The sequence below is a fragment of the Moraxella canis genome, from assembly GCF_002014965.1.
GTDB classification, from domain to species: domain Bacteria; phylum Pseudomonadota; class Gammaproteobacteria; order Pseudomonadales; family Moraxellaceae; genus Moraxella; species Moraxella canis.
This window is the reverse complement of sequence record NZ_MUXT01000008.1, coordinates 66,282-91,098: the sequence shown is the minus strand read 5'-3', so window position 1 is coordinate 91,098 and position 24,817 is coordinate 66,282. Positions and strand designations below refer to the sequence as shown.

The window sequence follows — 24,817 nt, the reverse complement described above, 5'->3', positions numbered from 1 at the left end:
CTTGATACAGTTAATGCCCAAAGTCTAAGGCGTATGACTGGTTTCAACTTCATCTTTAGGGCTGGCATCGGCACTGGTCTTGAGCACTTCGCTAAACTCATGGCTCAGGCGTACATTGCTTTCATCATGCGGCAAGACAAATTCCACATCACTTCTAAAACCTGTCTCCATCAAATTGAGCGCCACACCAAGCGCAGATTTATCCTCATATAATACCGCGTGCAGAGCATGAGTAATGGGCATATAAATACCCAGCTCTTTGGCGCGAGAATGCACCTGAAGAATGGTATTGACGCCTTCGGCAGTCTGACCCAGCTTTTTGATGGCATGATCAAGACTGACACCCTGACCAAGCATATAACCAATGCGATAGTTTCGGCTGAGCACCGAGCTACACGTGGCATATAAATCCCCCACGCCAGATAGCCCTAAAAACGTTAAAGGGTCGGCGCCAACCGCCACACCAAAGCGGCTCATCTCTGCCAGAGCACGAGTGAGTAGCATGGCTTTGGTATTCTCACCCACATCATACGCTGCCGCCATACCCATGGCAATGGCATAGATGTTTTTTAGCGCCCCACCAAGCTCCACTCCCTTAATATCATTGCTGGCAAAAACACGAAAAAACGCGCTATGTAAAGCAGTTTGAACTGCTTTTCTGAGTGGTTCTGATTCTGAGGCGATGACTGTCGCGGTGGGCATATTATCCATAATTTCTACCGCTAAGTTTGGTCCGCTCATGACGCCAAAATTCACCTCAGGCAATACCTCTTGGATGATATCACTCATCATCGCAAACGTCTCTTTTTCCATGCCTTTGGTCAATGAAACTACCGCTTGGTGCGTTATAAATGGCTTAATATTGGTCAGCATCTCGCGAAACGCTGAACTGGGCACAGCAACGAAAATCACGTCCACGCCTGCCACTGCTGATTGAAGATCATGGCTGAATTTCAAACGCTCATCAAGCTTATGATTTGGCAGGTATTTTTTATTGATTCGAGTTTTATGCAATGACTTTACGGTGCGCTTATCTCGTACCCACAATGTGGCATCGCAACCATTTTTAGCTGCCAAATTTGCCATGGCAGTCCCAAAACTACCACCACCCAAAAAGGCAAAGCTCATCTGATTAATATCCGACACTGCCTGCTCTGCCGCTTGCATCGATTCAGCAAGCTGGGCGGATTTTTTCTTTTTTAGACCGGCAAGCTCAGCTATGCTCGAAATCAATGGTTTGTTGGGCAAGCCCGATTCTTTGATAGCGCTGACCGCATCATCAATACCAGTGCTGGCAGCATCGACAATTTTTTGTACTTTTTGGTTTTTGACATTCGGTTTGCGCAGCTTCATACGGCATGCATCCTTTAAATATTAATAAAAACAATCGGTTACTGACGATATTCTACATAGTCAGACAAATCTACAGTCTCACGATCTGGCATCTGAACGCTGCTTGAACCAGTATAAATCAAGCCACAAATGGTATTGTCTTTTGTAATGCCAAAATGAGCTTTAACTTCAGGGGTGTTACACAAAGGACCTGTGCGCCAGACACTTCGATAACCCAAAGACTCAAGCGTGAGTAGCATATTTTGGGCAGCCGCCCCTGCGCTCAGCAACTGCTCAAATGGTGGCACTTTTTCGTGATACTGATATTGCGTTGCAATAACAATGATCATGGGCGCTCTGAGTGGCATATTCAGTGTTTTTTTGATGGCAACTTCATCCAAAACCTCACCGCGTGATGCTGCTTCATGCTCCGCTGCTGATAGCAGTACTTGACCAAATTCGGTCAGCGCCTCACCTGTCAATACCCAAAAACGCCATGGCTTAAGCTGCTTATGATCTGGTGCCACCATCGCCGCACCCAATACCGCTTGTAGTTCAGCCTCATTTGGCATGGGCGAGGATAAGTTGCCGATGCTACGGCGCTGGTGAATGATAGTCAAAATTTCATTTGTCATTATTTTATCCTTAATTTTTATTAAAAATCAATATCGTCCTATTAATCCAAGCGATGCTCTTCTGCCAAGTATTCTTCTGACTGCATCTCCAATAAGCGTGAACGCGTCCGCTCAATTTCAAACGCCAATTTCTCGCCCTGATAAAGCTCTAAAATAGACTGCTCAGCTCGTATCAAAAGTTTTACCCTGCGATCATAAAATTCATCAACCAAATAAATAAAGCGGCGCGTCGGATCCATGAGAGTATCGTTCAGAGCAGGCACATTATCCACCATGACGGTATCAAAATCATTGGCAATCTCAATAAAATCTGCTGCCGAACGCGGCTGCATACACAGCGCTCGAAAATCAGCCAGTAGCATCGTTTCTGTGCGCTTAATAATATCAATATTACGACCGCCAATCTCAATGGGTGATGTGCTGATGGTCTGACCCCCTGCCAAAGTATCAAATCGCTCCGACAGCCACTTTTTTGTGTCATCAGTCAAAGGTGAGCTGTAAAGCTTAGCTTGCTTTAACAGTCTTAGGCGATAATCAATACCAGCATCAATATTCATGACGGTTGTATGTTTTTCAACTTGAGCGATCGCAGGTAGGAATCTGTCACGATGAATGCCGTTTTTGTATAGTCCTGATGGCTCAATGTTAGAAGTCGCCACCAATGTAATACCGCGATCAAACAACATGCTAAATAAATCGCCCAAAATCATCGCATCTGATACATTTGAGACAAAAAATTCATCAAAGCAAATAACTACAGCTTCTTGATGAATGATATCGGCAACTTTTTGCAAGGGGTCGGATTGACCTTGGAGCGCCACCAATTCGCGCTGAACACGCTGCATAAAGTGGTGAAAATGCATTCGCATCTTACGCTTTATCGGCAGACTTTCATAAAACATATCCATCATCCAAGTCTTACCGCGTCCCACGCCGCCCCACATATATAGCCCTTTCGGCGTTGCTGGCTTAGATTTAAATAGGCTTGAAAACCATCCGCCGCCTGCATTATCTTCTGCTTTGATAATTTCGTGATATAAATTATCCATATAAGTCACTGCCGCCAGCTGAACGGCATCTTCACTAAAATCGCCAGTAGCCAAAGCAGCCTGATAGCGCTCTAACGGAGTTTGATTTGACATGATGAATCCTTGTTATATTTTTAATTTAAATTTGGGTTTGTTCTTGTAAAATCTGCCCAAGCTCAACCAGTTTACCATGAAAAAAATGACCTGTTGAAAGCACGGTAGTGGGAATATCCCTTTCTTCAGCAAACTGCGCCAAATGCTCAGGACTGACCAGTTTATCTTGATTGCCATAAATCATAAATGTATGATCAGCCTGCCAACGCAAAGACGCCATGCCAACACGCATCACTGAAGGTGCGATGAGCGCTAAATTATGCAAATTCACGTCGGCAAATTCTTCATTATCCGTCATCAGACTTGCCAAGCGTGCGGCAGTATATCCACCAAAACTAAAGCCCCCTAGCCAAAGCTTACGGGCTTTGGTTTTATCCAAAGCATATCGCAGTACCCTCAGCGCATCTTCAAGCTCGCCATCGCCGGTACCCGTGACTCCAGTTGACTGACCGACACCACGAAAGTTAAACCTGAGCACATCCATGCCAGCATCACGACAAAATCGATACATGGTGCTAACCACTTTATTATTCATCGTGCCACCTTGGGCAGGATTGGGATGACAAAGAATCGCCAAGCCATCTTCAGCCGCTCGCTCGCCTGACTGCCAAATGGCATCAACTTCTAACACACCTGCAGGCGCATCGATCAGTAATATCTCTTGTTTCATAATTAAAATCAGCTTGGTAAATGAATCGCATTATATCATAATTTATTGCTGTGCAAAACTTAGCATGGTATGCAGCATGATCTACAAAAAGCCCACAGTTGCGCAAAATACCTTACTTGAAATGCCGTAATTTCTTGTTATACTGACAAAATCAATTGGTCTATCATTAGGAAGTTATGATGAAAAAACTGCTAGCGATCGCTACTGCTGCTACCTTACTATCAGCCTGTGCCAGCACATCTACCACTGCACCTGTCATCACACGCGCTGACGGCGTTCACGAAACCACAGGCTTGGGTGCAACCAAAACCAAAGCCCAAGAGTCCGCCTTGACAGCCGCCAAAAAGCAATGTGGTATGCGCACGCCTGTGGTTGTGTCTGATAAGCTGACTTATAATGGTATTCTTGATGAGCGTACAGGTCGTATGATTGAGCAAGGGGTGAGTGTTGCAGGCGCTATTTTTGGTCAATCCGCTCCTAAGCTTAGTCGTGATGATGATTTTGAATATACCATAAAATTTCGTTGCCAATAATCGGTTAATTCAATCTAATCAAATAAAAACAAGCNNGCTTGTTTTTATTTGATTAGGACTTCTTTGAGTTATTCGCCAAATGGGTTTGGTAGTGGCGTCGAAGCATTTGAAGGTGGTAGCATTGGAAGCTTAATGTTCGGCTGATCACCTGTCAATGTTCTTAAAAATGCGACAATATCAGCCGTTTCTTCATTGGTGAATTGTTTATTTAGCTGAATTTTACCCATGATTTGTACAGCTTCTTCAAGAGAATTGACTTGACCGTCATGGAAATGAAGTCGGCATATTATCCGTTTACCCGTGCTACCCATGGCAAGGTTATGACACGGATTACAAGACAAACTGCCTGATTCTGATAAGTGTGGGTCGAACCAAAGCCCCCCCCCTAAATCAACTGCAGAAATATTTTCGACCACAGCAGGCTGAATGGGTTTGATTGGTTCATTTGGACGCACGCTGACCAAGGGTTTGGTCGGCTGATCTGCTGGCGTGATGACCGCTGCATCACTGATCCGCCGGTCAGGTTTGGCAAATTGTGTCAATGCCGGCATACTCAAGAATACCACTGCCAAAACAGTAATGATAACAGGAAGAAATTAAGCAATTAATAAAAAAGACTCCAATCTAGCAACCTAACCTAGGCTAGACTAACAATATGAAGTATAACAGTAATTTAAGTGTCTATAAACTCAAGAAAATCATAAAATGCTTTTGTATTGACATAGATGCAACAAGAACAGCACTTTTGCTTGAGTTAAATCGCAATACAATTCATCATTGGTTTGGTATTTTTAGACAAGAAATCTATGAGTATCAAACCAACCAAAAACGCTTATTATACGGTGCAATTGAACTGGATGAAAGCTATTTGGGGCAAAGCGACAAAGGGGCTTTCATAGCAAGTTAAAGCCAGGTTGTGGTACATTAAAGCAACCTGACAAGCTGTGATACTTGGTAAAGATGTAGGTTATGACAAACAGTTTAGAGTAAATCACGGCAACAATGAATTTGCTTACGGTAGATGTCAAATTAATGGCATTGAGAGCTTTTGGAGTTTTAGCAAAAGACGGCTTGCTAAATTTAACGGTGTTACTGACAAATTTGAACAACACTGAAAAGAATGTGAATGGCGTTGGAACAAAGATGTTGATGAGTTACAACGCCATTTATGGAGTTTGATTAAGTGAGATTTTTAACTTTGATAGTTTGGAGTCTAAGAAATTAATAAAAAGCTTGTCTAGCACATTATATTGAGTAGATAATGATCATGAATTAAAGATACGATGACACGTTATTTAACTATTTATATATAGACAAAATTTTTACAGAAACAAAAAACAGCCATCATATGACGGCTGTTTCTTGGGCGCTTAGACGCCTGAGCGATTAACGAGTACGTGGATAAACTTCATCATCACCAAAGAAGTAGGCGATTTCGCGCTCAGCAGATGCCACAGAGTCAGAACCGTGTGCTGCATTTTCATCGATGCTGACAGCAAAATCAGCACGGATGGTGCCTTGAGCAGCTTCTTGTGGGTTAGTTGCACCCAAGATCTCACGATGAGCCAAAACCGCATTTTCACCTTCAAGGACAGAAACAACCACAGGACCTGAAGTCATGAAAGACACCAAATCACCAAAGAAGCCACGCTCTTTATGCTCAGCATAAAAGCCTTCAGCATCAGCTTGAGACAGATGCTTATATTTCATTGCAACTGGCTTAAGACCTGCTTTTTCAAAACGAGCGATGATATCACCGATGTGGTTTTTGCCAACTGCGTCTGGTTTGATGATAGATAAAGTACGTTCGATAGCCATGGGTAAATCCTTATGCTAATTAAGTTTGAGGTAAATTCGCCATTGATTATAACAATTTTTTTGACACTTTTCATCTTTTTAACCCAGTTTGTCGTGAAATTTTTTGCAGAAAGTTGAAATTCATCAAATCAATCCAAACAGGTTTTGGGTACGGTTTTAGGCTTCGGAATTTGTCTTTTTTGATACCTTAATTTGATAAATTTTGGTATAATGATGAAATTTCACACAACATACGAGAATTTATTATGGGCTTTAATTGTGGTATTGTAGGCTTGCCAAATGTCGGTAAATCCACCCTATTTAATGCATTGACCAAAGCAGGCATTGCTGCAGAAAATTTTCCATTTTGTACCAAAGACCCAAATACAGGCATCGTCCCTGTGCCTGACCCACGCCTAAAAGCACTGGCAGGCATTGTTAATCCTGAGCGCACCATCCCAACGAGCATGGAGTTTGTGGATATTGCAGGTCTGGTGGCAGGCGCCTCAAAAGGCGAAGGCATGGGCAACCAATTTTTGGCAAATATCCGCGAAACCGACGCCATCGCCCATGTGGTGCGCTGCTTTGATGATGATAATGTCATCCATGTTGATGGGCGTGTTAATCCTTTGTCTGATATCGACACCATCAATACTGAACTTGCTTTGGCGGATTTGGATGCCGTTACTCGCGCCATCACAAATCTCAACAAAAAAGCCAAAGGCGGCGATAAAGATGCTCAAGCTGCCCTTGCAGTCTTTCAAAAAATTGAACCTTTACTTGCTGATGGCAAGCCTGCACGCTTGGCAGGCTTAGATGACGACGAAAAAAAGCTGATTAAAAGCTATGGCTTGATCACACTTAAGCCTGTCATGTACATCGCCAATGTGTCTGAAGACGGATTTGAAAATAATCCACATTTGGATGCGGTACGCGAATTTGCTGCCAATGAAGACGCCATCGTCGTCGCGCTTTGTAATCAAATCGAAGCCGAGATAGCGCAGCTTGATGAAGAAGAAAAAGCAGAGTTTTTAGAAGGCATGGGCATGAGCGAAGCAGGACTTGACCGTGTGATTCGCGCAGGCTACGAGCTACTTAACCTTCAAACTTATTTTACTGCTGGCGTCAAGGAAGTGCGTGCTTGGACTGTCAGAGTCGGTGCTACCGCGCCTGAAGCTGCTGGCGTGATTCATACTGATTTTGAGCGTGGCTTTATTCGTGCTGAAGTCATCAGCTATGACGATTTCATCGAATACGGCGGCGAAAAAGGTGCTGCCGCTGCTGGTAAGTCTCGCTTAGAAGGCAAGACCTATATCGTTCAAGATGGCGATGTCATGCATTTTAGATTCAATGTCTAAATAAATCATTTAGATTAATTTCTTTATCAGCCAGGTTATACTTGGCTGATTTTATTTGTAGATGATAATAAATCCGTTCATGATTTCACAAAATATCTGAGCGTGATTTGAAATTGTTGGTTGGTTTTGTTATATTATCACGGTCACTATTTTTAATGATGTTAATGTTATCTCAAAGGATGATTATGAACCAAAAATTACTTTTAGCTTCTGTCGTGGCTGCGCTGACTTTGACCGCATGTAGCAAACCTGCCGAAGAAGCATCTCAAGCTGATACTCCAGCCACTGAACAAGTACAAACCACGGACGCCGCTCCAGCAGATACCCAACAATCACCTGAAACGGCTCAGATGACTGAAGATGCGCATGATCATGATGACCATGATGATCACAGTCATGCCGGTCATGATCACAGCCATGCTGATGGCGATGCCTATCAGTGCGGCAATCACACTGTTCATATCGCCGTCCATAATCATGATGGTGAAATGGAAGCTTATCTAAATCACGATGGCATCGAATACGACTTTGATCAAAATCCTGCTAATAACAATGAGTATACCAGCGATAATGGATTTGGTGACAATCAAAACACCACCCTGACCATCGATGGTAACAAAGCTGTCGTGACTGGCGATAATAATCAAGTATTACTTGACTGCGTCAAAGCAAGCTGATCAGTATCTTAATACTGAGTCTTAATACTGATTTTAAATCACTCATTTTAGCGATGAGTGATTTTTATTTGTCTGTTAAAGTCATCGCCGTCATGCACCTAAGAGCATTGATGCTATAAAATTTTGGCAAGCCCTCTTGAATGACTTGCAACTGGCAAAGTTTTTATCCATAATATACAGTCATTCACTCAAACTTTTAAGTTTATCACTGGACGGACTATGAGTATCGAAAAAGCAACCAACCGTGAGCAAAAAAAGCGTCAAACTCGCCAAGCGTTCTTTAATGCCGTGCTTGATCTATGTATGAGCGGTCAAGGCTATAGCTCAATCAGCTTGCGTCAAGTGACGCGTGAGGTTGGTGTAGTGCCGACAGCTTTTTATCGCCATTTTGATGACATGGAGAGCCTTGGCAAAGCCTTGGTTGAAGATGAGCTTGGAAGTGCGCTTGCTTTACTTCGTGAGCATATGCAGCTTGGACGCAAGCGAAGCTTTGACCGTCAGATCGCCAAAAGTGTACAGCTATTTTTTAAAGCGGTTAATGCTCAGCCGCGTTATTGGCAATTCATCGCCAGTGAGCGCTTTGGTGGCTCTGAAGCGGTCAGACGCGCCATCAGCGAGCAGATCGATACTTTTGCTAAGATCATGACGACCGATTTGGGTTTACAGCCTGCGTTTGAGCATATTAACAGCTATGATCGTTATTTATTGGCAGAAACTGGCGTTAATTTATCTTTTTCTTGGATCATTGATTGGCTGGATTTGACTTATATGCCAGAGTTTTTGGATGAAGAAGATCGCCCTTCTCAAAATGAGTTAGACGCCAAAAAACAGCAGATGCTACACCGCTGCACGCGCCAAATGCAAATGGTGCTTTATGGCGCTTACAACTGGAAATCCAACGAAGAAACCTTATTAGACGAACCTACCAACACCTAATCAGCCATATCTGGGCGATTATTTCGCCCTTTTTTAATCCTAATATTAAGCACTACCATGACCCAAAATACTCTCAAGATGCCAAATAAACCAAAATCTATTCTTAATAAAAGCCTGACCAAGCCTCAAATCACACCAACTCAAACGACATCAATCACCCCTTTACCCAAGCAAGATACCACATCAGCCATCAAAAACACGCAAAAAACGCCCAATTCTAAAGCTTTAACCGTCAAGCCAAATGACATTGTGCCATCCAAGTCCATCTATGATAATGCCGATCATGTGCTGCGCGTGGTTTCTATCAATGTCAATGGCTTACGCGCGGCTCAAAAAAAGGGGTTTTTTGAGTGGTTGGCTGTTAGTGATGCTGATGTGGTGTGCATCCAAGAATCACGCATCACTCACGAACAGTGGACGGATCAATTTCGCCCAGACGGCTGGCACACGCATCTATTTCCTGCCCAAAAAGCAGGTTATGCTGGCACAGCCATTTATAGCCGCCTCCCTTTTGTGTCGGTGGTGGATGGCTTAGGCTTTGATCTTGCCGACAGTCAAGGACGATTTATCAGCGCACAGTTTGATTTGTCCGCCCAAGGCATCGATCATCCAGTGCACATTGCCTCGTTGTACCTACCTTCTGGCTCATCAGGTGAAGATGCCCAAGCCAGAAAAGATCTTTTTTTGGAAAAATACCGCCACATCCTCAAACAATGGCGAGATGAGAATAAATCCGTTATCGTATGCGGTGATTATAATATCGTGCATAAGCGCATCGACATCAAAAACTGGTCAGGTAATCAAAAAGCGTCGGGCTGTCTGCCACATGAGCGGGCTTGGCTTGATCATATCTATGATGAACTTGGCTATGTGGATACATTCAGGGTGGTTCGACAAGATGCTGACATTTATTCTTGGTGGTCAAATCGTGGTCAAGCCCGTGCCAAAAATGTAGGATGGCGCATCGACTATCACGCCTGCTCGCCTGATTGGAAAGAGCGCACTTTGAATGCTTGGGTCTATAAAGATACTTGGTTTAGTGATCATGCGCCTGTGATCATTGATTATCAATTATCATCACATGACGAAAACATAAAATAAATCATAGATTTATTTATAAATAATTCTTATTTTAATTTAAAATCTAGCTATTAGATAATTTTTTAGGTAAAATACCGCATTTTTATTTGTCTAGTAGATTTCATGAGTTTTTAATAGTGTCTCTTTAAGTGTTTGCCGCACAACTGCTTGTATATCGCTCATAGGTTTTGACACTTGTTAAAAAGCATCATCACGAATCTATCTTTCCAAAAGTCGCCTGAACATCTCTCGGCAGGCGACTTTTTTGGCTCAATTTTATGCAAACAAGGAGTGGGCATGCTTACTTTTTTGGCGATGTTGCCAATCATGATTGTTTTTTTGCTCTTGGTGGTGATGCGTCTGCCAGCCAAATATGCGATGAGCTTGGCTTATCTTGCGACAGCTGCTTTGTCATATTTTGTCTGGCATACCAGCGGTCATCAAATCGCTGCAGCGACCATTCACGGTGTATTAACGGCGGTGAATGTCTTATTCATCGTTTTTTCTGCCATTTTGATTTTAAACACCTTAAAACACAGCGGTGCAATTAACGCCATCCGCCAAGGCTTTATGGACATTTCACCAGATCGCCGTGTGCAAATGATCATCGTTGCTTGGCTGTTTGGCTGTCTGATCGAAGGCTCAACAGGCTGGGGTACGCCGTCGGCAGTGGCAGCGCCTTTATTATTGGCATTAGGCTTTCCTGCGATGGCGTGTGTGATGGCAGTACTAATCATTCAGTCCACCCCTGTGTCTTATGGTGCGGTAGGCACTCCGCTACTGATTGGCGTCAATTCAGGCCTTGAAAATAAAGAAGATGTTGCCAACGCTTTGGCAAATGTCGGCATGGATTTACCGGCTTATATTTTTAATATCTCAGGCAATGTCGGCATGATTCATGGTACCGTCGGCTTTTTGATTCCGCTGATATTGTGCGGGTTTTTGACATTATTTTTTGGTCAAAAACGCTCATTCACCGAAGGTCTAAAAGCTGCGCCCTTTGCAATTTTTGCAGGCTTGGCATTCACCATTCCTTATGCCTTGACCGCCAAATTTATCGGTCCTGAACTGCCATCCATTGTGGGTGCCGTCGTTGGCTTGTCATTGGTCATTCCTGCTGCCAAGCGTGGCTTTTTGATTCCCAAAGAAATCTTTGACTTTGGTCCGCGTGACAGCTGGGAAAAAGAATGGGTCAGTGAATTTACTGTCACCGAATCAGTTGGCACGACTGCCCCAAAATTTTCAGTCGTGCGTGCGTTTCTGCCCTACCTACTAATCATTGTCATTTTGATCGTCACGCGCACTATTGCACCACTCAAAGCGTGGCTAACCAGTGACTCAGTTTCGATTATTTTTGCTAATATTCTAGGCACTAGCATTACGAATAAAACACAGCTATTATATTCCCCTGGCGGCGTGCTCTTGTTGGTGTCAATTTTGTGTATTTTTATTTTTGGCATGACAGGTAATATGGTCAAAAAAAGCTGGTCAGAATCTGGCAAAACCATGCTTGCTGCTGCGCCTGCTTTACTATTTTCCATTCCGATGGTTCAGGTATTTATCAATTCAGGCACCGCGCCTGACGCTGCGGTACAAATGATCGCCATGCCAAAAGTTTTGGCAGCGTCTGCTGCACAAGCCTTTGAAGGGATGTGGCCACTTGTCTCGCCTTGGATTGGCGGCCTGGGCGCCTTTATTGCTGGCTCAAATACAGTATCGAATATGATGTTTTCACATTTCCAATGGGGCACTGCGACCCAAATTGGCTTAGGTGTCATGGATGCCGCCAAGGTCGTGTCCTTACAAGCGGTGGGCGGCGCAGCGGGCAATATGATCTCGGTGCATAATGTTGTTGCAGCGTGCGCGGTCGTGGGTTTGGTCAATCGCGAAGGCTATGTGATTCGCAAAACCTTGATCGCCATGACTTATTATGTGATTCAAGCTGGTCTTGTGGGCATGGCGATCATTTTTAATCCGCTATACTGGGTGGGTGCGATCATCTGGCCACTGGCGTTTTTATTCATCATGAGCAAAGTGGGCAACAAAGCCTAAGCAGGATTAGCAAATGGCTCAATTGATTTGGGCTATTTGCAATAAATCACTGCCTGCTGATAGTTTTTACTTGCCGATTTGGGGTAAAAACAAGTAAAATAGCCTGCTAAATTTGAAAATAATTTTTAAAAACTCTTGATTAAATGAGAAATTAGAATGGCTGATTTAAGCAAAATTACCGAAATTGAAGATCTGCGTCGTATCGCTGAGCGTAAAGTACCGCGCATGTTTTATGATTATGTAGATTCAGGCTCGTGGACACAGACCACTTATCGCAATAACGAAACGGACTTTGATCGCATCAAGCTGCGTCAGCGCGTCCTTGTCGATATGGATAATCGCTCGCTTGCCACACAAATGATCGGTCAAGATGTCACCATGCCTGTGGCGATTGCACCGACTGGATTTACTGGCATGATGTGGGCGGATGGCGAGATTCACGCGGCGCGCGCTGCCGAGAAATTTGGCATTCCATTTTCGCTGTCTACCATGTCGATTTGCTCAATCGAAGATGTCGCCGAAAATACTACCAAGCCGTTTTGGTTTCAGCTGTATGTCATGCGCGATAAAGAATTTATGGAAAATTTAATCAAGCGTGCTAAAGCTGCCAATTGTTCGGCACTGATTTTGACGGCGGATCTACAAGTCTTAGGTCAGCGTCATAAAGACATTAAAAACGGGCTATCAGCACCGCCAAAACCGACGCTAAAAAATATCTTAAACTTAATGACTAAGCCTGAGTGGTGCTATAACATGCTTGGCACTAAGCGTCATACTTTCAGAAATATCGCAGGTCATGCCAAAAATGTGTCCGATCTGTCTAGCTTGTCAGCTTGGACAGCGGAGCAATTTGACCCAGGTCTAAGCTGGGATGATGTGGCGCGCATCAAAGATCTGTGGGGCGGCCCATTGATCCTAAAAGGCATCATGGAGCCTGAAGATGCCATTATGGCGGCTCGCTCGGGTGCTGATGCGATGGTGATCTCAAACCACGGCGGTCGTCAGCTTGATGGCGCGCCAAGCTCTATTGCGTCTTTGACTGAGTGTGTGCAGGCATCTCAAGCCGAGAATCCCAACTGCGAAGTTTGGCTAGACAGTGGGATTCGCTCAGGTCAAGATGTTCTAAAAGCCATCGCCTTGGGGGCGAAAGGTACGATGATTGGGCGTTCGTTTTTGTATGGCTTGGGTGCTTACGGCGAAGACGGTGTACGCCGTGCGCTAGAGATCATTTATAAAGAATGTGATGTGACGATGGCGTTTTGTGGTCATACCAACATCAATACGGTGAACTCTGATATTTTGGTCAAGGGCACTTATGAACATCTCAAAGCCAATCAGCCACATATCACACCAATTCGCTGGTAACTTTCGATAAAAAGCAAGTTTCACCTAGCCAATGAAACTTGCCAAAATATTATCAAAAAAGGTTTCGGCTTTTGATTTTAAATAATTAACCAAAACCTTTTTATTCTCTTGCTGCTATGATCAAATTCTTCATCGGTCGTCATCAAACGGTTTAAATTTTAATTACTAATCATCAGCCCACACTGCTTGTATTGATGAATGAAGCCGTCATTTTGCCATCTCAATTAAAATACGGTCAAAGCCCAAAGCCTCTTGCACATTTTGGGCATGAGCTGTCTGCACATCATTGATACAGATTAGCAGTGAGTCAAGTTTTGCAGCCTCAAGCTGAACCTGACCAACCAGCATCTGAGCATCTATATCCTGATGCAAGCTTGGCAATCCCAACAGCATGCGCCACAAATCGGTTAGCATGACTCTTGACAAAGTGATGAATTCATCCAAAGTCAAAGCGTTTTGCCAATAGCTACTGGCGGCGCTGGCGGTACGCTTGGATAGTTGTAGCGCAGCGTAGGTTTTTAGCCAAAGTATGCGCTGATCAAACCAGTTGGCGTCAGCCAATGCTTTGGCTTGCAAGACCGCGCCATCACTGATGTCCAGTAAAATCTGTGATAGCTCAGGTGACATAAAGTCACTTAAATAACCAATCGCCTCTACTTTGTCGATATAAGATAAAGGCATTGTCTGTACGCGGCTTTTGATGGTAGGTAAAAGTCTGGACGGATGATCGGTAATGAGTATCAAAAACACGCCATCCCTAGGCTCCTCAAGTGTCTTTAAAAATGCGTTGGCAGCGCCTAGCGTCAGCGTATCCGCTCCATCAAGCACAATGACCTTTACCCCATGTCCTTTGGTTTGACTGTATTCTTGGAGCGCGCGGATATCATCAATCTTAATACTCTCACCCTGTGAATCACCAGATTTGGCGCCCTGTGGCAACACCAATAAGTCAGGATGTGTTCCAGCACGCAGCCATTGACAGCTCTGGCAGTGACCACACGCGCCATGCTGATCTCGCTGCAGACACAGTAGATACGCTACAAATCGCCAAACAAACTCACGCTTACCGATGCCTTTTTGACCTACGGCGAGTAAGCCATGCGGCAAATGCTGCTCAGTAAACTGTCCTGTCAGCTGCTGCCAAGCCTGCCTCTGCCAAGGCAAAAGTGGCGCAAAATAAGCCTCATGCAAAGCGTCCATCAAATTAACACCAATCAATAAGCCAAAAATTCATCCAGCGGCATGGCATTTAGTCGCTCCAAATCCTGAGGCGTATCCACCCCTGCTGGCAGTGCGACTTTTGCAATATCAATGGCGATACGCTCACCATTTTCAAGCACCCTAAGCTGCTCTAGATTTTCTAATTTTTCAAGCACTCCTTGAGTCCAGCTTGTAAATTGCTTAAGCATACGCACACGATAAGCATACAAGCCCAAATGGCGAAATGCGTTATTCGGCGCATCTGATGAGCCATCGCGGTCATGCGGAATGGGCGCACGGCTAAAATACAAGGCGCGTTTTGCCTGATCCATCACCACTTTGACCACCGAGAGGCGCAAAAACTCTTCTTGATCATAAATTGGCTCACATAAAGTCGCCATCGCGCAATCTGGATTGTCAATCAAAAGCTGCGCCACCTGCTCAAGCAGCACTGGCGGCACCAAAGGTTCATCGCCCTGCATATTCACAATAATATCATCATCACCAAAGCCTAAGTCTGATGCCACTTGAGCCAATCTATCCGTTCCAGATGGATGGGCGCTGTCGGTCATCACCACAGGTATGTCTGCATCAGCGCAAGTTTGATAAATCCGCTCATCATCGGTAGCCACACAGATGGTATCTGCAAAGCTTGCTTTTAGGGCTTTTTTTGCTGTCCACAGAATCATCGGCTGATCATGCAATCGCAATAAAGGCTTACCTGGTAGGCGAGAAGATTGATAACGCGCTGGAATGATCAAATGAATTTTTTGCATAGCTATCCTTACAAATTAAATTAAGGTATTTTTACGCTTATCCCACCGTCCAAAGGCATTTCCAAGCAAAGTCCCTGAGATTGAATGCCATACTACTGCAACTGCTGCAGCGATGGCGACTTCCGCATTGGTGGGGAAAAATTTGGCGCTAAGCCCTGTGGCAAGACCAGTATTTTGGATGCCTGTTTCGATCGATACTGTCCGCTTTTTTGTGGTGGTCATACCCGCTGTCGCAGCTGCATAATATCCCAAAACATACCCTGCGGTATTATGGGCAGCCACAGCCAAAAACATCACTAACGCCGATTCCATAAAACGATGCACATTCGCCCCTACCACTCCACCAACAATGCAAGCAAAAGCTAATACAGCGACAGCAGGCATCACATCTTTAAGGCTTGAAAACCAAGCCTGTTTATGCAATGCCATATTTAAAATCGATCCTAATATGACAGGAAATAAAGTCACCAAAACCATGACTTTGAACATTCCCCAAGCATCCATGTTCACCGTCTCACCCATCAGTAGCATGAGCCAAAGTGGAGTCATCACAGGCGCAAGCAGTGTCGAGGCTGTCGTCATACCCACCGAAAAAGCCACATCACCACGCGCCAAATATGTCATGATATTCGACGACACGCCACCAGGACAAGACCCCACCAAAACCAACCCCAGCGTTAAGCCATCCGACAGCCCAAGCCCTCGCCCAATGCCGATGGCAAGCAGTGGCATCACGGTGTACTGAATCATAGATCCTATAAAAATATCCAATGGGCGCTGCGCTAGGATCTTATAGTCTTTTTTACCTAATGTGATGCCCATTCCTAGCATCACGACACCCACCAGCAGCAGCTGAATATCGCCTCTAACCCAAGAAAAAATCTCAGGAGCTATGATAGCGATCAGTGTCGCCAAAATAATAATGATTGTGGTAAATCGTGTCGCCTGCTGACCAATCACAGAAAAAACTGACATCCAAACCCTTAAAATAGTTACAGCTAATTAATTTAATTGATAATTGGCAATCAAACGATCGATCTGCTCAAAAACCGCACAAGACAATACCGCCTCCACAGGCAGCACCCAAATCCGATCAAAAATATCATGAGTCGTTTGAGCAGCCAAATGACGCAATTTGACCGCATCCTTACTGGTGACAATGATGGGATAATCTGTCAAATCGACCAAGTCTTCAACCCTAAAATCATGATGATCCCCAAAAGGATGCGGAATAACCAAAAACCCCTTATCCGATAAAGTATCAAAAAACCGCTTAGGATACCCGATACCGCTGACCGCGTGAACGCGCGTACCTCCAGATGGTGCAGGGCTTTTGGCAGTGCCCATAAGCGGCTCAATCCGCCCTGCCTTTAAACTCATCGTCATAGCATCATCAGGATAACTGGCAGTGTCTTTATCATGGTAGATCACCAACGCGCCTTGCAATCGGTCAATGGGCTCTCTTAAAAAGCCTTGCGGCAGAAGCTTACCATTACCAAAACCTCTGGCAGCATCAACAACGATCCATTCTTCATCACGATGCAGTGCATAATGCTGCAGACCATCATCACTGATGATGAGCGTCGTTTCAGGAAAATTTTGTAATAATAAATCGATGGCTTGACCGCGATCTGGCGCAACCGCCATCGGCAGATGCAAGCCACCAGAATGCAGGCTTTGGACAATTAAACAAGGCTCATCACCCACTTCGCTGGGCGTGCTACTAGGGGTGACCAGTTTGGGCATTTGGGCAGTATCACCGCCATAGCCTCGGCTGATGACAGCGACGCTCATACCCTGCTTAAGTAAAATTTTAGTTAGAGCAATGATCAGCGGCGTTTTGCCACTACCGCCAACGGTGATATTACCAATGACAAGAACAGGTACAGGTGCTCGATAAATGGGGAATTTACCTGAATCATATAAAGACTTTCTGGCATGAGTGACCACGCTGTATAGCCCTGATAATGGTGTTAAGACCTTTAGCCAAGGCGCATTGTTTTGCCACGCCTGCGTAAGCATCAGCTCAAGCTTCTTCATGATGACTGCCCTGCCTATTTTGTGTGATTATCAATAATTCGACATCTGGCGCAGTCTGTCTATCAGCTCACCAAGCTCATCGTGACTATAAAAGAAAATCTCCACACTGCCTTTGCCATCTTTGCCTTGCTTTAGCTTAACCTTGGCACCCAAGGCGTCCGATATCTGCTGAGACAGTGCCAACACCTCATGGTCTGGCTGAACTGTGTGCTTAGGATCAGGATCTAAAATTGATTTGACCAGTCTTTCGGCATCTCGCACAGTCATACCGCCATCAACAATTTTCTTGGCGATGACTGGCTGCTGCTCTTGAGATAGTGATAAAAGTGCGCGTGCGTGCCCCATGTCCATCACGCCATCTAGCATATATTGTTTGACTTGATTATGCAGATGATTGAGTCGCATTAAATTGGAAACCGTCGTGCGCGCCTTACCGACTACAGATGCGATCATGGCATGACTCATACCAAATTCGGTATGAAATCGCTGCAGCGCCGCCGCTTGCTCCAAGACATTGAGATCTTCACGCTGAATATTTTCAATCAATGCCAAGGCAATGGCGATCTCATCGGACAAGACACGCTCAATGGCAGGAATGGTCTCAAGCCCTGCCAGTTTCGCCGCTCGCCACCGACGCTCGCCAGCGATGATCTCGTGTGTCACCGTATCACTGGACTTGTCCTCATCTGACAAAAGCGGACGAATCACGATCGGCTGCATCACGCCATGCTGTTTGATAGAAAGCGACAACTCATTGAGCGCCTCTTCGTTCATGTCACGCCGTGGCTGATATTTGCCTGATTGTAGACGATTGGTAGCAATTTGCACAAGGGCAACTTTCTCACCCGTGCCAGCCTCTAAAGCTTGGTTATCATCGCTGGGTTTTTTGCTTTTTTTGGATTTTTTATCGCTTTTTGGGGTCTTTTTTGGCGCTTCTTCCAAAGAGATGAGAGTATCGGCTTCTGATACCGACTGATCCACGCCTTGATCAGACTTATTATCGGTCTGCTCACTTGTAGCACTCGCCGCCAAAGACTGGGCATCGGCGATGATTTTCTTCTCTGCTGAGATGTTGCCTAGCAGGGCATCCAGCCCACGATTCATACCCAATCCACGCTTTTTAATCATGAAAATTTCCAGTCTGTATTAGTGATTATTCAGTTAAAATTCATCTTTGGCGCATCCGCCAAATCAGATTATCGCGGCTCAGCCAAACCAAACTGCCAAAACAAAGCGATCTGTGTTTGTTGATATTCAGGCAGGTTATCCAAACCACTTGCCACCGCCTTATCATCGCTGCCAGTGGGCTCGTCGGTATCTTGTGGTATTGGATCAGCTTGCCCAGAAGCCTCTAACAACACAGACTCATCAACCAGCTCAAGCTTATCATCCGCGCGGTGATGGTAGCTATCAAGCTGATCGGCGCTATCATCTTGTAAGGCAATTTCATGAGTATCATGAGTGGCTGACTCAGATACTTTTGAGACATCAGCATCATGAGCGGTATCAGGCTCAGCGGTAACTGATGCCACCTGCGACTGATCAGCAGAGTTGTCTTCACCTGCCATCACCAGTTTGGCATCATCGATCACATCAACGACTTGGCGACCGACTTTTGTCCCGCTTAAGAGCGCATCCAACCCGTATTTGACCCCAAGTCCGCGTTTTCTTGCCATGGCTATGTATCCGTTTTATTTGGCTTTGGTCTGTGCAACCACTTCATTCATGAGTTTATGATAAGCGATCGCGCCCTTGGATGATTTTTCATAAGTAAAAATCGATTGCCCAAAACTCGGTGCTTCTGCCAAACGCACATTTCTTGGAATACTGGTTTGATAAACCAAATCACCAAAATGACGCTCAAGCTCATTAGAAACATCTTGCGCCAATGTGTTGCGATAATCAAACAAAGTGCGCACCACGCCGCGAATGTGTAAAGCATCGTTGATGGATTTAAGCTTATCAATCGTCGCGATCAAGTCCGCCACACCTTCAAGCGCATAATACTCGCACTGCATCGGGATGATGACGCCATCAGTCGCCGCAAAGGCATTGACCGTAATCATGCTAAGACTTGGGGCGCAGTCCATCACGATATAATCATACTCAAGCTTGCCTGCCGCCTTGGCATCTGCCATCGCTTGCTTGAGCAAAAAAGGCGCATCAGGAACACCAGCCAATGACACATCAATCCCTGCCAAATCACGGTTGGCACCGATGACATCCAAGCCGATATCTGTAGATAAGATGGCATCTTGTAGAGACACGCCATCAAGCAGCACATCCGCCATCGTGTATTCTAAGGTATTTTTATCCAAGCCGACACTGGTGGTGGCATTCCCCTGAGAATCCAAATCTATCAGCAGCACCTTTTTTTTGGCAATCATCGCCAACGCCGCCGCCAAATTGACTGTGGTTGTGGTCTTGCCAACACCCCCTTTTTGATTGGCAATTGCAATAACTTCCATAATAAAACCTTCAAAAATATATCATAAAAATGATTAAAAATTACTGTTTTGTGAGATAAACCACGCACCTGTCGTCATTTAATTTGGGCACTAAGATGGGCTCAATGTCGATATGCCAAGCCTGCAAATCTGCCATCTCTTCAGCGTTCGGGACTTTGCCTTTCATCGCGTATAAGACACCCGACTCAGCCAAGCACGGCTCGGCAAGGCTAACAAAATCAGCCAGTGACGCAAATGCACGTGAAGTAATCACATCGTACGCATTCGCCTTTTGGGCATGATGGTGCTCAATTCTAGAAGCAATTGGTGTAATATTTTTTAAGCCAATTTCACTGGTGATTTGGCGTATAAAGCGGATTTTCTTTTGATTGCTGTCAAGGGCATCAATGTGCCAATCAGGCTTTAAAATCGCTAAGATCACCGACGGCAGACCTGCGCCTGTACCAATATCAAGCAACGATTGGTTTGACTGCGTCTTAAAAGGCAATTTTGGGACGATCGCCATACAGTCAAAAATATGCTTAACCAAAGCCTCATCAGGATCTGTGATGGCGGTGAGATTGTACGCTTTACCCCACAACAAAAGACCGTCTAAATACCGTAAAATCTGCACAATCTGCTCGTCAGTGATAGTCAATCCAAGCGATTGGGCGGCTGCCTCAATGGCAGCTGCAAAGCTTTGAGATTTGTGGGAGATTTTAGAAAATTTGGGGGTCATATCATCGTTCTTAATAAATTTAACACATCAACAAACAACACAAGACTGCCAAACAAGGCAGCATAAAATAAAAGTTTGCGCACAGCAAAGCCTATTTTATCATGCTTTAATCTGCTAAAATACCCTTTTTAACCAACCCACTGCGTTTTTTGAGCATTTCATCACATTTTACCGTTTTGCACAAAGGATAGGCAGGCTGAGCTGATTTCAATTTTATGAAAGACAACGCATATCACATTTTAAAAAACAACCACCGATTACAAGCCTGCGACTTAAAGCGTTATACCGATCCCAAAAAGCTGCCCAAATCTAGCCGCGCGCGCCTGCCCAAGCCTGATTTGGCATTTGGTCAAAGCCGTGCGATTAAGGCATTAAACACAGCGCTTGATATCCGCGCCAATGGCTATCATGTGTTCGCGGTGGGTGAAAATGGACTGGGCAAACGCACCTTGGTTACGCGCCTTTTGACTGAGCGTGCCAAACAGATGCCCACGCCCAATGACTGGGTGTATGTCCATCACTTTGCAGATGCGCGCCGTCCGATCGCGATTGATTTTCCTGCAGGAATGGCAAGCGTATTTCAGCAAAAAGTGCATAAGCTTTGGCAGGACGCCAAGAAAAAACTTGCCGCCAAATTGCTTGGTGACACCCACCAAAGCCACATCGAAGTCATCAAATCCGCCACCGTCACACTGCAACATGAACGCTTTAGCAGTATCAATGATGACGCCAAAAATCATAATCTGATGCTAAAGACGGCTGCTGATGGGCGCGTGCATTTTATGGCGATAGATGACCAAAAACCGATCGATACCCAAGCACTCAGCAAACTTCAAAAACAGCTTTCAGAAGCACAGCTTGAGCTTGGTGAGCTTGAAGATAGCACGCATGATCAGCTAGAAGCGCTGCACCAAAGCACCGCCCAAAAAGTGCTTGAACCGATGTTTAAGCCCATTTTGGCAAGCTTTAATCATCAGCCAAAAGCCGTGCGCCATCTAAATGCCATGCTAGATGATATGGTCAAGAATGTCGCGCGGATCATCAATGAAGATGATGAAAATTTTGTGGCGGCAGCGTTATCTGATGTGCCTAGCCGATATGCGGTCAATGTCTTGGTCAGTCATAAGCCTTCAGCTGGCGCGCCAATTGTGTTTGAAGATTTGCCAACGCATCTTAATTTACTTGGGCATATTGAGTACACCACAGAGCTTGGCACCGTCTTGACTGATGTGAGCATGATTCGAGCTGGCGCTCTGCATAAAGCCAATGGTGGCTATCTTTTGCTTGAAGCTCAAAGCCTGCTTGAACATCCTTATGCATGGCAGGGCTTAAAACGAGCACTGCAGTCCAAACAAATCAAAATCTCAAGCCTAGAGCAGATGCTCACCTTGACAGGCAGCTTATCGCTTGAGCCTGACAGCGTGGCGCTGGATGTTAAGGTGATTTTGTTGGGCGAAGCTGATTTGTATTATGAACTTTTGGAGTTTGAACCTGAATTTAATTCGGTATTTAAAGTTCGTGCTGATTTTCATGACGATATCAAGCGCGACGACCTAAGCGAACACGGCATGGTGCTAAAGATGGTAGATATGATCAAAGCGTATCAACTGCCAGCCTTTGATAATACAGCGTTTGCGGTGATAATTGATAAATTATCCGAACTTAGCGACGACAAAAATAAGCTGGATTTGCACGCTGACCGATTGGCAGGCTTGATCGTGGAATCTGCGCGCATTGCTGCCCTTCAAAATGACAAAACCGTCACCGCCAAACATGTGCAAACCGCGCTTGATGACATCACCGAACGCACAAGCTATCTAAAAGACCTGTATTGGCAAGAAATTTTAAACGGTCAACAAATCATCTGCACCAAAGGTTGGGCGGTTGGACAAATCAACGCACTCACCGTCATCAGCTATGCCGACAGCGAATTTGGACTGCCTGCACGCCTGACCGCCTTGATTCAGCCCAATTTCGGTCATGGCGAGATTTTGGATATTGAGCGCGATGTCGAGCTTGGCGGTAGCTTGCACGCCAAAGGTATGCTGATCATGTCAAGCTTTTTACGATCATTGTTCAGTGAATTTCATGAGCTTAACTTTAGTGCGTCATTGGCATTTGAACAAAGCTATGGTCAAATAGATGGTGATAGCGCCACCCTAGCCGAAGCTTGCGCCCTACTGTCTGCCTTAGCCAAAGTACCCATCGCCCAAAATCTTGCCATCACCGGCTCCATGAATCAGCTTGGTCAAGCTCAGGCGGTCGGCGGTGTCAATGCCAAAATCGCTGGATTTTTTGATGCTTGCCGCGATAAAGGTCTAGATGGCAGCCAAGGCGTGATATTGCCGCGCGCTAATATCGACCAGCTGATGCTGCGTGATGACATCGTACAAGCGGTTACAGATGGTCAGTTTCATATTTATGCCATCGATCACATCACCGATGCACTCGCCCTTTTATCGGGCATACCCATCGATGACAAAAACAAGCATGGTGAATATAAGCGTAATACTTTATTTGGCAAGATCATTAAGCGCCTTGAAAGTTGGGCTCATGATGACAAAGACGACAAATCAGACAAAAAGTAAGGCTGCCTATCACTCCCAAAACTTCAGCAATTGATCATAGGTTAAACTGCTCATGAGATTATTAAGCTCATTGATTTTAGCGGCACTATTGCCGATCAGTGCTTTTGCACAATCAACCGCCTTTGAGAGCCCATCAGGCAACATCTACTGCGAAGCGCACGACGATATGGTCGCCTGTTTTATTCACCAAACCCAAACAGGTAATGACGGCTGCGCTTATATCATCGAAGCTTATGCCCCATCCGCCTACAGAACATGTGCTGCCGATGGTGGTTATGACGGCTATATCACCACCTTAGGCTATGGTAACAGCATTCGTGGTCAAGGGTGGACTTGCACCAGTCAGCAAACGGGTATGTATTGTGTGAATCGTCTTAAAAAAGGTTTCAAAATTAGTCGTTCAAAACAGATCATGTTTTAAGCACTTATTTTTTAGCGACCAATTTTACTCAGTTTATTAAATTAATAGTTAAAATAACTCTAAACCTTAGAACCATGACAACCAAACCCAAAGCCGTACGCCCCAAGACCAAACTGGCGATCACCAAAACAGCTGATACACCGCCTTCTCGCCCGATGAATGCTGACAAGCGCTTGGCTTTTTTTCAAAAACTCTCGCAGCACATCAATGAGCCAGTGACCGAGCTCAATTATTCTTCTGAATTTGAGCTACTCATTGCAGTCATGCTATCAGCACAGGCGACCGATAAAAGCGTGAATATCGCCACAGACAAACTCTTTAAAGTTGCCAACACCCCTCAAGCCATTTTAGATTTAGGTTTAGATGGTCTAAAAAGCTACATCAGCTCGATTGGGCTATATAATTCAAAAGCTGCCAATGTCATCAAAACTTGTCAAGCTCTCATCGATCAGCATGAAGGTCAAGTCCCTCGCACCCGCGCAGAGCTTGAAGCCTTGGCAGGCGTCGGCAGAAAGACCGCCAATGTGGTCCTCAATACGGCTTTTGGTGAGCCTGTCATGGCGGTAGATACGCATATTTTTCGTGTGGGCAATCGCACAGGTCTTGCCACAGGCAAAACCGTGCTCGCTGTTGAAAAAGCCTTGATGAAGCGCATTCCTTCAGAATTTTTGGTTGATGCGCACCATTATTTGATCTTACATGGTCGCTATACTTGCATGGCACGTGCCCCAAAATGCGGATCGTGTGTCGTTTTTGATGAGTGCATGTTCAAAGACAAGCAAAAGTGGGCTGTTAAGGATTTGGGCTAAACCGCCCTTATCAGCATTGATCGTACAACCACACCCTTACATTTTTATAATGCCTATATTCGTCATCATTATTGCAGGATGGACGCTTACGGTTTTTTCACGCAGTAAATTTGAGTTAAATTTGTAAAATTACCTATTGCAATCATGCTTTAATTTGGCTATTATACGCCATTAATGATAATAATTATCATTGGTATTATTTTTATTGTTTATAAAAAGT

Annotated in this window: 24 protein-coding genes and 1 pseudogene; 11 read left to right on the top strand and 14 right to left on the bottom strand. The window is 44.9% G+C overall.

All coding sequences use genetic code 11. The features are described 5' to 3' along the window. Positions 1-24 precede the first annotated feature (24 nt). The 4 genes from B0180_RS06550 to B0180_RS06535 are packed head-to-tail and all read right to left on the bottom strand — an operon-like array spanning position 25 to position 3,779. A complete protein-coding gene (locus B0180_RS06550; protein WP_078256201.1) occupies positions 25-1,353 on the bottom strand; it encodes an NAD(P)H-dependent glycerol-3-phosphate dehydrogenase in 1,329 nt (442 codons plus the stop codon). 38 nt (positions 1,354-1,391) lie between these two features. Further along, positions 1,392-1,967 carry a nitroreductase family protein gene (locus B0180_RS06545; protein WP_078256200.1) on the bottom strand — a complete coding sequence of 192 codons (576 nt, stop codon included), beginning with the start codon at positions 1,965-1,967 and terminating at the stop codon, positions 1,392-1,394. Positions 1,968-2,008: 41 nt separating this feature from the next. Then, complete coding sequence (zapE, locus tag B0180_RS06540; protein ID WP_078256199.1) at positions 2,009-3,109, bottom strand: cell division protein ZapE; 1,101 nt, start codon at positions 3,107-3,109, stop codon at positions 2,009-2,011. A gap of 25 nt (positions 3,110-3,134) precedes the next feature. Continuing rightward, the gene (locus B0180_RS06535) at positions 3,135-3,779 is read right to left on the bottom strand and encodes an alpha/beta hydrolase (RefSeq protein ID WP_078256198.1); all 645 of its coding nucleotides are present in this window, start codon (positions 3,777-3,779) and stop codon (positions 3,135-3,137) included. A gap of 179 nt (positions 3,780-3,958) precedes the next feature. Between B0180_RS06535 and B0180_RS06530 the strand changes: the two genes are divergently transcribed. Continuing rightward, on the top strand, positions 3,959-4,312 hold the full coding sequence (locus B0180_RS06530; RefSeq protein WP_078256197.1) for a hypothetical protein: 354 nt from the start codon (positions 3,959-3,961) through the stop codon (positions 4,310-4,312). A 68-nt stretch (positions 4,313-4,380) separates the two neighbouring features. Here the strand turns inward: B0180_RS06530 and B0180_RS06525 are convergent, their stop codons facing one another. Next, on the bottom strand, positions 4,381-4,863 hold the full coding sequence (locus B0180_RS06525; protein ID WP_078256196.1) for a cytochrome c peroxidase: 483 nt from the start codon (positions 4,861-4,863) through the stop codon (positions 4,381-4,383). Positions 4,864-4,967: 104 nt separating this feature from the next. Between B0180_RS06525 and B0180_RS06520 the strand changes: the two are divergent. After that, a pseudogene (locus B0180_RS06520) lies at positions 4,968-5,499 on the top strand (IS1595 family transposase). A 199-nt stretch (positions 5,500-5,698) separates the two neighbouring features. Here B0180_RS06520 and ndk read toward each other — a convergent pair. Beyond that, complete coding sequence (ndk, locus tag B0180_RS06515) at positions 5,699-6,130, bottom strand: nucleoside-diphosphate kinase (RefSeq protein WP_003658352.1); 432 nt, start codon at positions 6,128-6,130, stop codon at positions 5,699-5,701. A 245-nt stretch (positions 6,131-6,375) separates the two neighbouring features. Here ndk and ychF point away from each other — a divergent pair, with 245 nt between their 5' ends. The 6 genes from ychF to B0180_RS06485 all read left to right on the top strand — a co-directional run bounded on the left by ychF (position 6,376) and on the right by B0180_RS06485 (position 13,577). Continuing rightward, the gene (gene ychF, locus B0180_RS06510) at positions 6,376-7,467 is read left to right on the top strand and encodes a redox-regulated ATPase YchF (RefSeq protein WP_078256195.1); all 1,092 of its coding nucleotides are present in this window, start codon (positions 6,376-6,378) and stop codon (positions 7,465-7,467) included. 185 nt (positions 7,468-7,652) lie between these two features. After that, on the top strand, positions 7,653-8,144 hold the full coding sequence (locus B0180_RS06505; protein WP_078256194.1) for a hypothetical protein: 492 nt from the start codon (positions 7,653-7,655) through the stop codon (positions 8,142-8,144). A gap of 219 nt (positions 8,145-8,363) precedes the next feature. Beyond that, complete coding sequence (locus B0180_RS06500) at positions 8,364-9,080, top strand: TetR family transcriptional regulator (protein WP_078256193.1); 717 nt, start codon at positions 8,364-8,366, stop codon at positions 9,078-9,080. Positions 9,081-9,326: 246 nt separating this feature from the next. Continuing rightward, positions 9,327-10,181, top strand: a complete 855-nt coding sequence (locus tag B0180_RS06495; RefSeq protein ID WP_078256462.1) for an exodeoxyribonuclease III — start codon at positions 9,327-9,329, stop codon at positions 10,179-10,181. Positions 10,182-10,457: 276 nt separating this feature from the next. Then, positions 10,458-12,212, top strand: coding sequence for an L-lactate permease (locus B0180_RS06490; protein ID WP_078256192.1), 1,755 nt, complete (start codon positions 10,458-10,460; stop codon positions 12,210-12,212). 156 nt (positions 12,213-12,368) lie between these two features. Continuing rightward, the gene (locus tag B0180_RS06485; RefSeq protein WP_049235901.1) at positions 12,369-13,577 is read left to right on the top strand and encodes an alpha-hydroxy acid oxidase; all 1,209 of its coding nucleotides are present in this window, start codon (positions 12,369-12,371) and stop codon (positions 13,575-13,577) included. Between the two features lie 207 nt (positions 13,578-13,784). Here B0180_RS06485 and B0180_RS06480 read toward each other — a convergent pair whose 3' ends face one another. The 8 genes from B0180_RS06480 to rsmG form a co-directional block, all read right to left on the bottom strand. Continuing rightward, complete coding sequence (locus B0180_RS06480) at positions 13,785-14,777, bottom strand: DNA polymerase III subunit delta' (protein WP_078256191.1); 993 nt, start codon at positions 14,775-14,777, stop codon at positions 13,785-13,787. A 14-nt stretch (positions 14,778-14,791) separates the two neighbouring features. After that, positions 14,792-15,553 (bottom strand): 3-deoxy-manno-octulosonate cytidylyltransferase, encoded by a 762-nt coding sequence (gene kdsB, locus B0180_RS06475; protein WP_078256190.1) that lies wholly within the window; start codon positions 15,551-15,553, stop codon positions 14,792-14,794. Between the two features lie 15 nt (positions 15,554-15,568). Further along, entirely contained in the window at positions 15,569-16,528 is a 960-nt protein-coding gene (locus tag B0180_RS06470) for a bile acid:sodium symporter family protein (protein ID WP_078256189.1), read from the bottom strand. Between the two features lie 27 nt (positions 16,529-16,555). Beyond that, entirely contained in the window at positions 16,556-17,593 is a 1,038-nt protein-coding gene (gene lpxK, locus B0180_RS06465) for a tetraacyldisaccharide 4'-kinase (protein ID WP_078256188.1), read from the bottom strand. A gap of 30 nt (positions 17,594-17,623) precedes the next feature. After that, positions 17,624-18,721 (bottom strand): ParB/RepB/Spo0J family partition protein, encoded by a 1,098-nt coding sequence (locus B0180_RS06460; protein ID WP_078256187.1) that lies wholly within the window; start codon positions 18,719-18,721, stop codon positions 17,624-17,626. A gap of 68 nt (positions 18,722-18,789) precedes the next feature. Next, on the bottom strand, positions 18,790-19,269 hold the full coding sequence (locus tag B0180_RS10275; protein WP_233424946.1) for a hypothetical protein: 480 nt from the start codon (positions 19,267-19,269) through the stop codon (positions 18,790-18,792). A 15-nt stretch (positions 19,270-19,284) separates the two neighbouring features. Further along, the gene (locus B0180_RS06450) at positions 19,285-20,061 is read right to left on the bottom strand and encodes a ParA family protein (RefSeq protein WP_049235894.1); all 777 of its coding nucleotides are present in this window, start codon (positions 20,059-20,061) and stop codon (positions 19,285-19,287) included. Positions 20,062-20,101: 40 nt separating this feature from the next. Continuing rightward, positions 20,102-20,779: a 16S rRNA (guanine(527)-N(7))-methyltransferase RsmG gene (gene rsmG, locus B0180_RS06445; RefSeq protein ID WP_078256186.1), complete on the bottom strand. Its 678-nt coding sequence runs from the start codon at positions 20,777-20,779 to the stop codon at positions 20,102-20,104. Positions 20,780-20,994: 215 nt separating this feature from the next. Here rsmG and B0180_RS06440 point away from each other — a divergent pair, with 215 nt between their 5' ends. The 3 genes from B0180_RS06440 (at position 20,995) to nth (ending at position 24,597) form a co-directional block, all read left to right on the top strand. Continuing rightward, entirely contained in the window at positions 20,995-23,367 is a 2,373-nt protein-coding gene (locus B0180_RS06440; RefSeq protein WP_078256184.1) for an ATP-binding protein, read from the top strand. Positions 23,368-23,419: 52 nt separating this feature from the next. Then, entirely contained in the window at positions 23,420-23,788 is a 369-nt protein-coding gene (locus B0180_RS06435; RefSeq protein ID WP_078256183.1) for a DUF6636 domain-containing protein, read from the top strand. 155 nt (positions 23,789-23,943) lie between these two features. Beyond that, a complete protein-coding gene (gene nth / locus B0180_RS06430; protein WP_078256461.1) occupies positions 23,944-24,597 on the top strand; it encodes an endonuclease III in 654 nt (217 codons plus the stop codon). The last annotated feature ends 220 nt before the right edge of the window (positions 24,598-24,817 follow it).

Excerpts from the sequence above, each read along its gene's own strand:
- B0180_RS06550 (WP_078256201.1), bottom strand. The coding sequence starts at position 1,353 with ATGAAGCTGCGCAAACCGAATGTCAAAAACCAAAAAGTACAAAAAATT.
- B0180_RS06545 (WP_078256200.1), bottom strand. The coding sequence starts at position 1,967 with ATGACAAATGAAATTTTGACTATCATTCACCAGCGCCGTAGCATCGGC.
- zapE (WP_078256199.1), bottom strand. The coding sequence starts at position 3,109 with ATGTCAAATCAAACTCCGTTAGAGCGCTATCAGGCTGCTTTGGCTACT.
- B0180_RS06535 (WP_078256198.1), bottom strand. The coding sequence starts at position 3,779 with ATGAAACAAGAGATATTACTGATCGATGCGCCTGCAGGTGTGTTAGAA.
- B0180_RS06530 (WP_078256197.1), top strand. The coding sequence starts at position 3,959 with ATGAAAAAACTGCTAGCGATCGCTACTGCTGCTACCTTACTATCAGCC.
- B0180_RS06525 (WP_078256196.1), bottom strand. The coding sequence starts at position 4,863 with ATGCCGGCATTGACACAATTTGCCAAACCTGACCGGCGGATCAGTGAT.
- ndk (WP_003658352.1), bottom strand. The coding sequence starts at position 6,130 with ATGGCTATCGAACGTACTTTATCTATCATCAAACCAGACGCAGTTGGC.
- ychF (WP_078256195.1), top strand. The coding sequence starts at position 6,376 with ATGGGCTTTAATTGTGGTATTGTAGGCTTGCCAAATGTCGGTAAATCC.
- B0180_RS06505 (WP_078256194.1), top strand. The coding sequence starts at position 7,653 with ATGAACCAAAAATTACTTTTAGCTTCTGTCGTGGCTGCGCTGACTTTG.
- B0180_RS06500 (WP_078256193.1), top strand. The coding sequence starts at position 8,364 with ATGAGTATCGAAAAAGCAACCAACCGTGAGCAAAAAAAGCGTCAAACT.
- B0180_RS06490 (WP_078256192.1), top strand. The coding sequence starts at position 10,458 with ATGCTTACTTTTTTGGCGATGTTGCCAATCATGATTGTTTTTTTGCTC.
- B0180_RS06485 (WP_049235901.1), top strand. The coding sequence starts at position 12,369 with ATGGCTGATTTAAGCAAAATTACCGAAATTGAAGATCTGCGTCGTATC.
- B0180_RS06480 (WP_078256191.1), bottom strand. The coding sequence starts at position 14,777 with ATGGACGCTTTGCATGAGGCTTATTTTGCGCCACTTTTGCCTTGGCAG.
- kdsB (WP_078256190.1), bottom strand. The coding sequence starts at position 15,553 with ATGCAAAAAATTCATTTGATCATTCCAGCGCGTTATCAATCTTCTCGC.
- B0180_RS06470 (WP_078256189.1), bottom strand. The coding sequence starts at position 16,528 with ATGTCAGTTTTTTCTGTGATTGGTCAGCAGGCGACACGATTTACCACA.
- lpxK (WP_078256188.1), bottom strand. The coding sequence starts at position 17,593 with ATGAAGAAGCTTGAGCTGATGCTTACGCAGGCGTGGCAAAACAATGCG.
- B0180_RS06460 (WP_078256187.1), bottom strand. The coding sequence starts at position 18,721 with ATGATTAAAAAGCGTGGATTGGGTATGAATCGTGGGCTGGATGCCCTG.
- B0180_RS10275 (WP_233424946.1), bottom strand. The coding sequence starts at position 19,269 with ATGGCAAGAAAACGCGGACTTGGGGTCAAATACGGGTTGGATGCGCTC.
- B0180_RS06450 (WP_049235894.1), bottom strand. The coding sequence starts at position 20,061 with ATGGAAGTTATTGCAATTGCCAATCAAAAAGGGGGTGTTGGCAAGACC.
- rsmG (WP_078256186.1), bottom strand. The coding sequence starts at position 20,779 with ATGACCCCCAAATTTTCTAAAATCTCCCACAAATCTCAAAGCTTTGCA.
- B0180_RS06440 (WP_078256184.1), top strand. The coding sequence starts at position 20,995 with ATGAAAGACAACGCATATCACATTTTAAAAAACAACCACCGATTACAA.
- B0180_RS06435 (WP_078256183.1), top strand. The coding sequence starts at position 23,420 with ATGAGATTATTAAGCTCATTGATTTTAGCGGCACTATTGCCGATCAGT.
- nth (WP_078256461.1), top strand. The coding sequence starts at position 23,944 with ATGAATGCTGACAAGCGCTTGGCTTTTTTTCAAAAACTCTCGCAGCAC.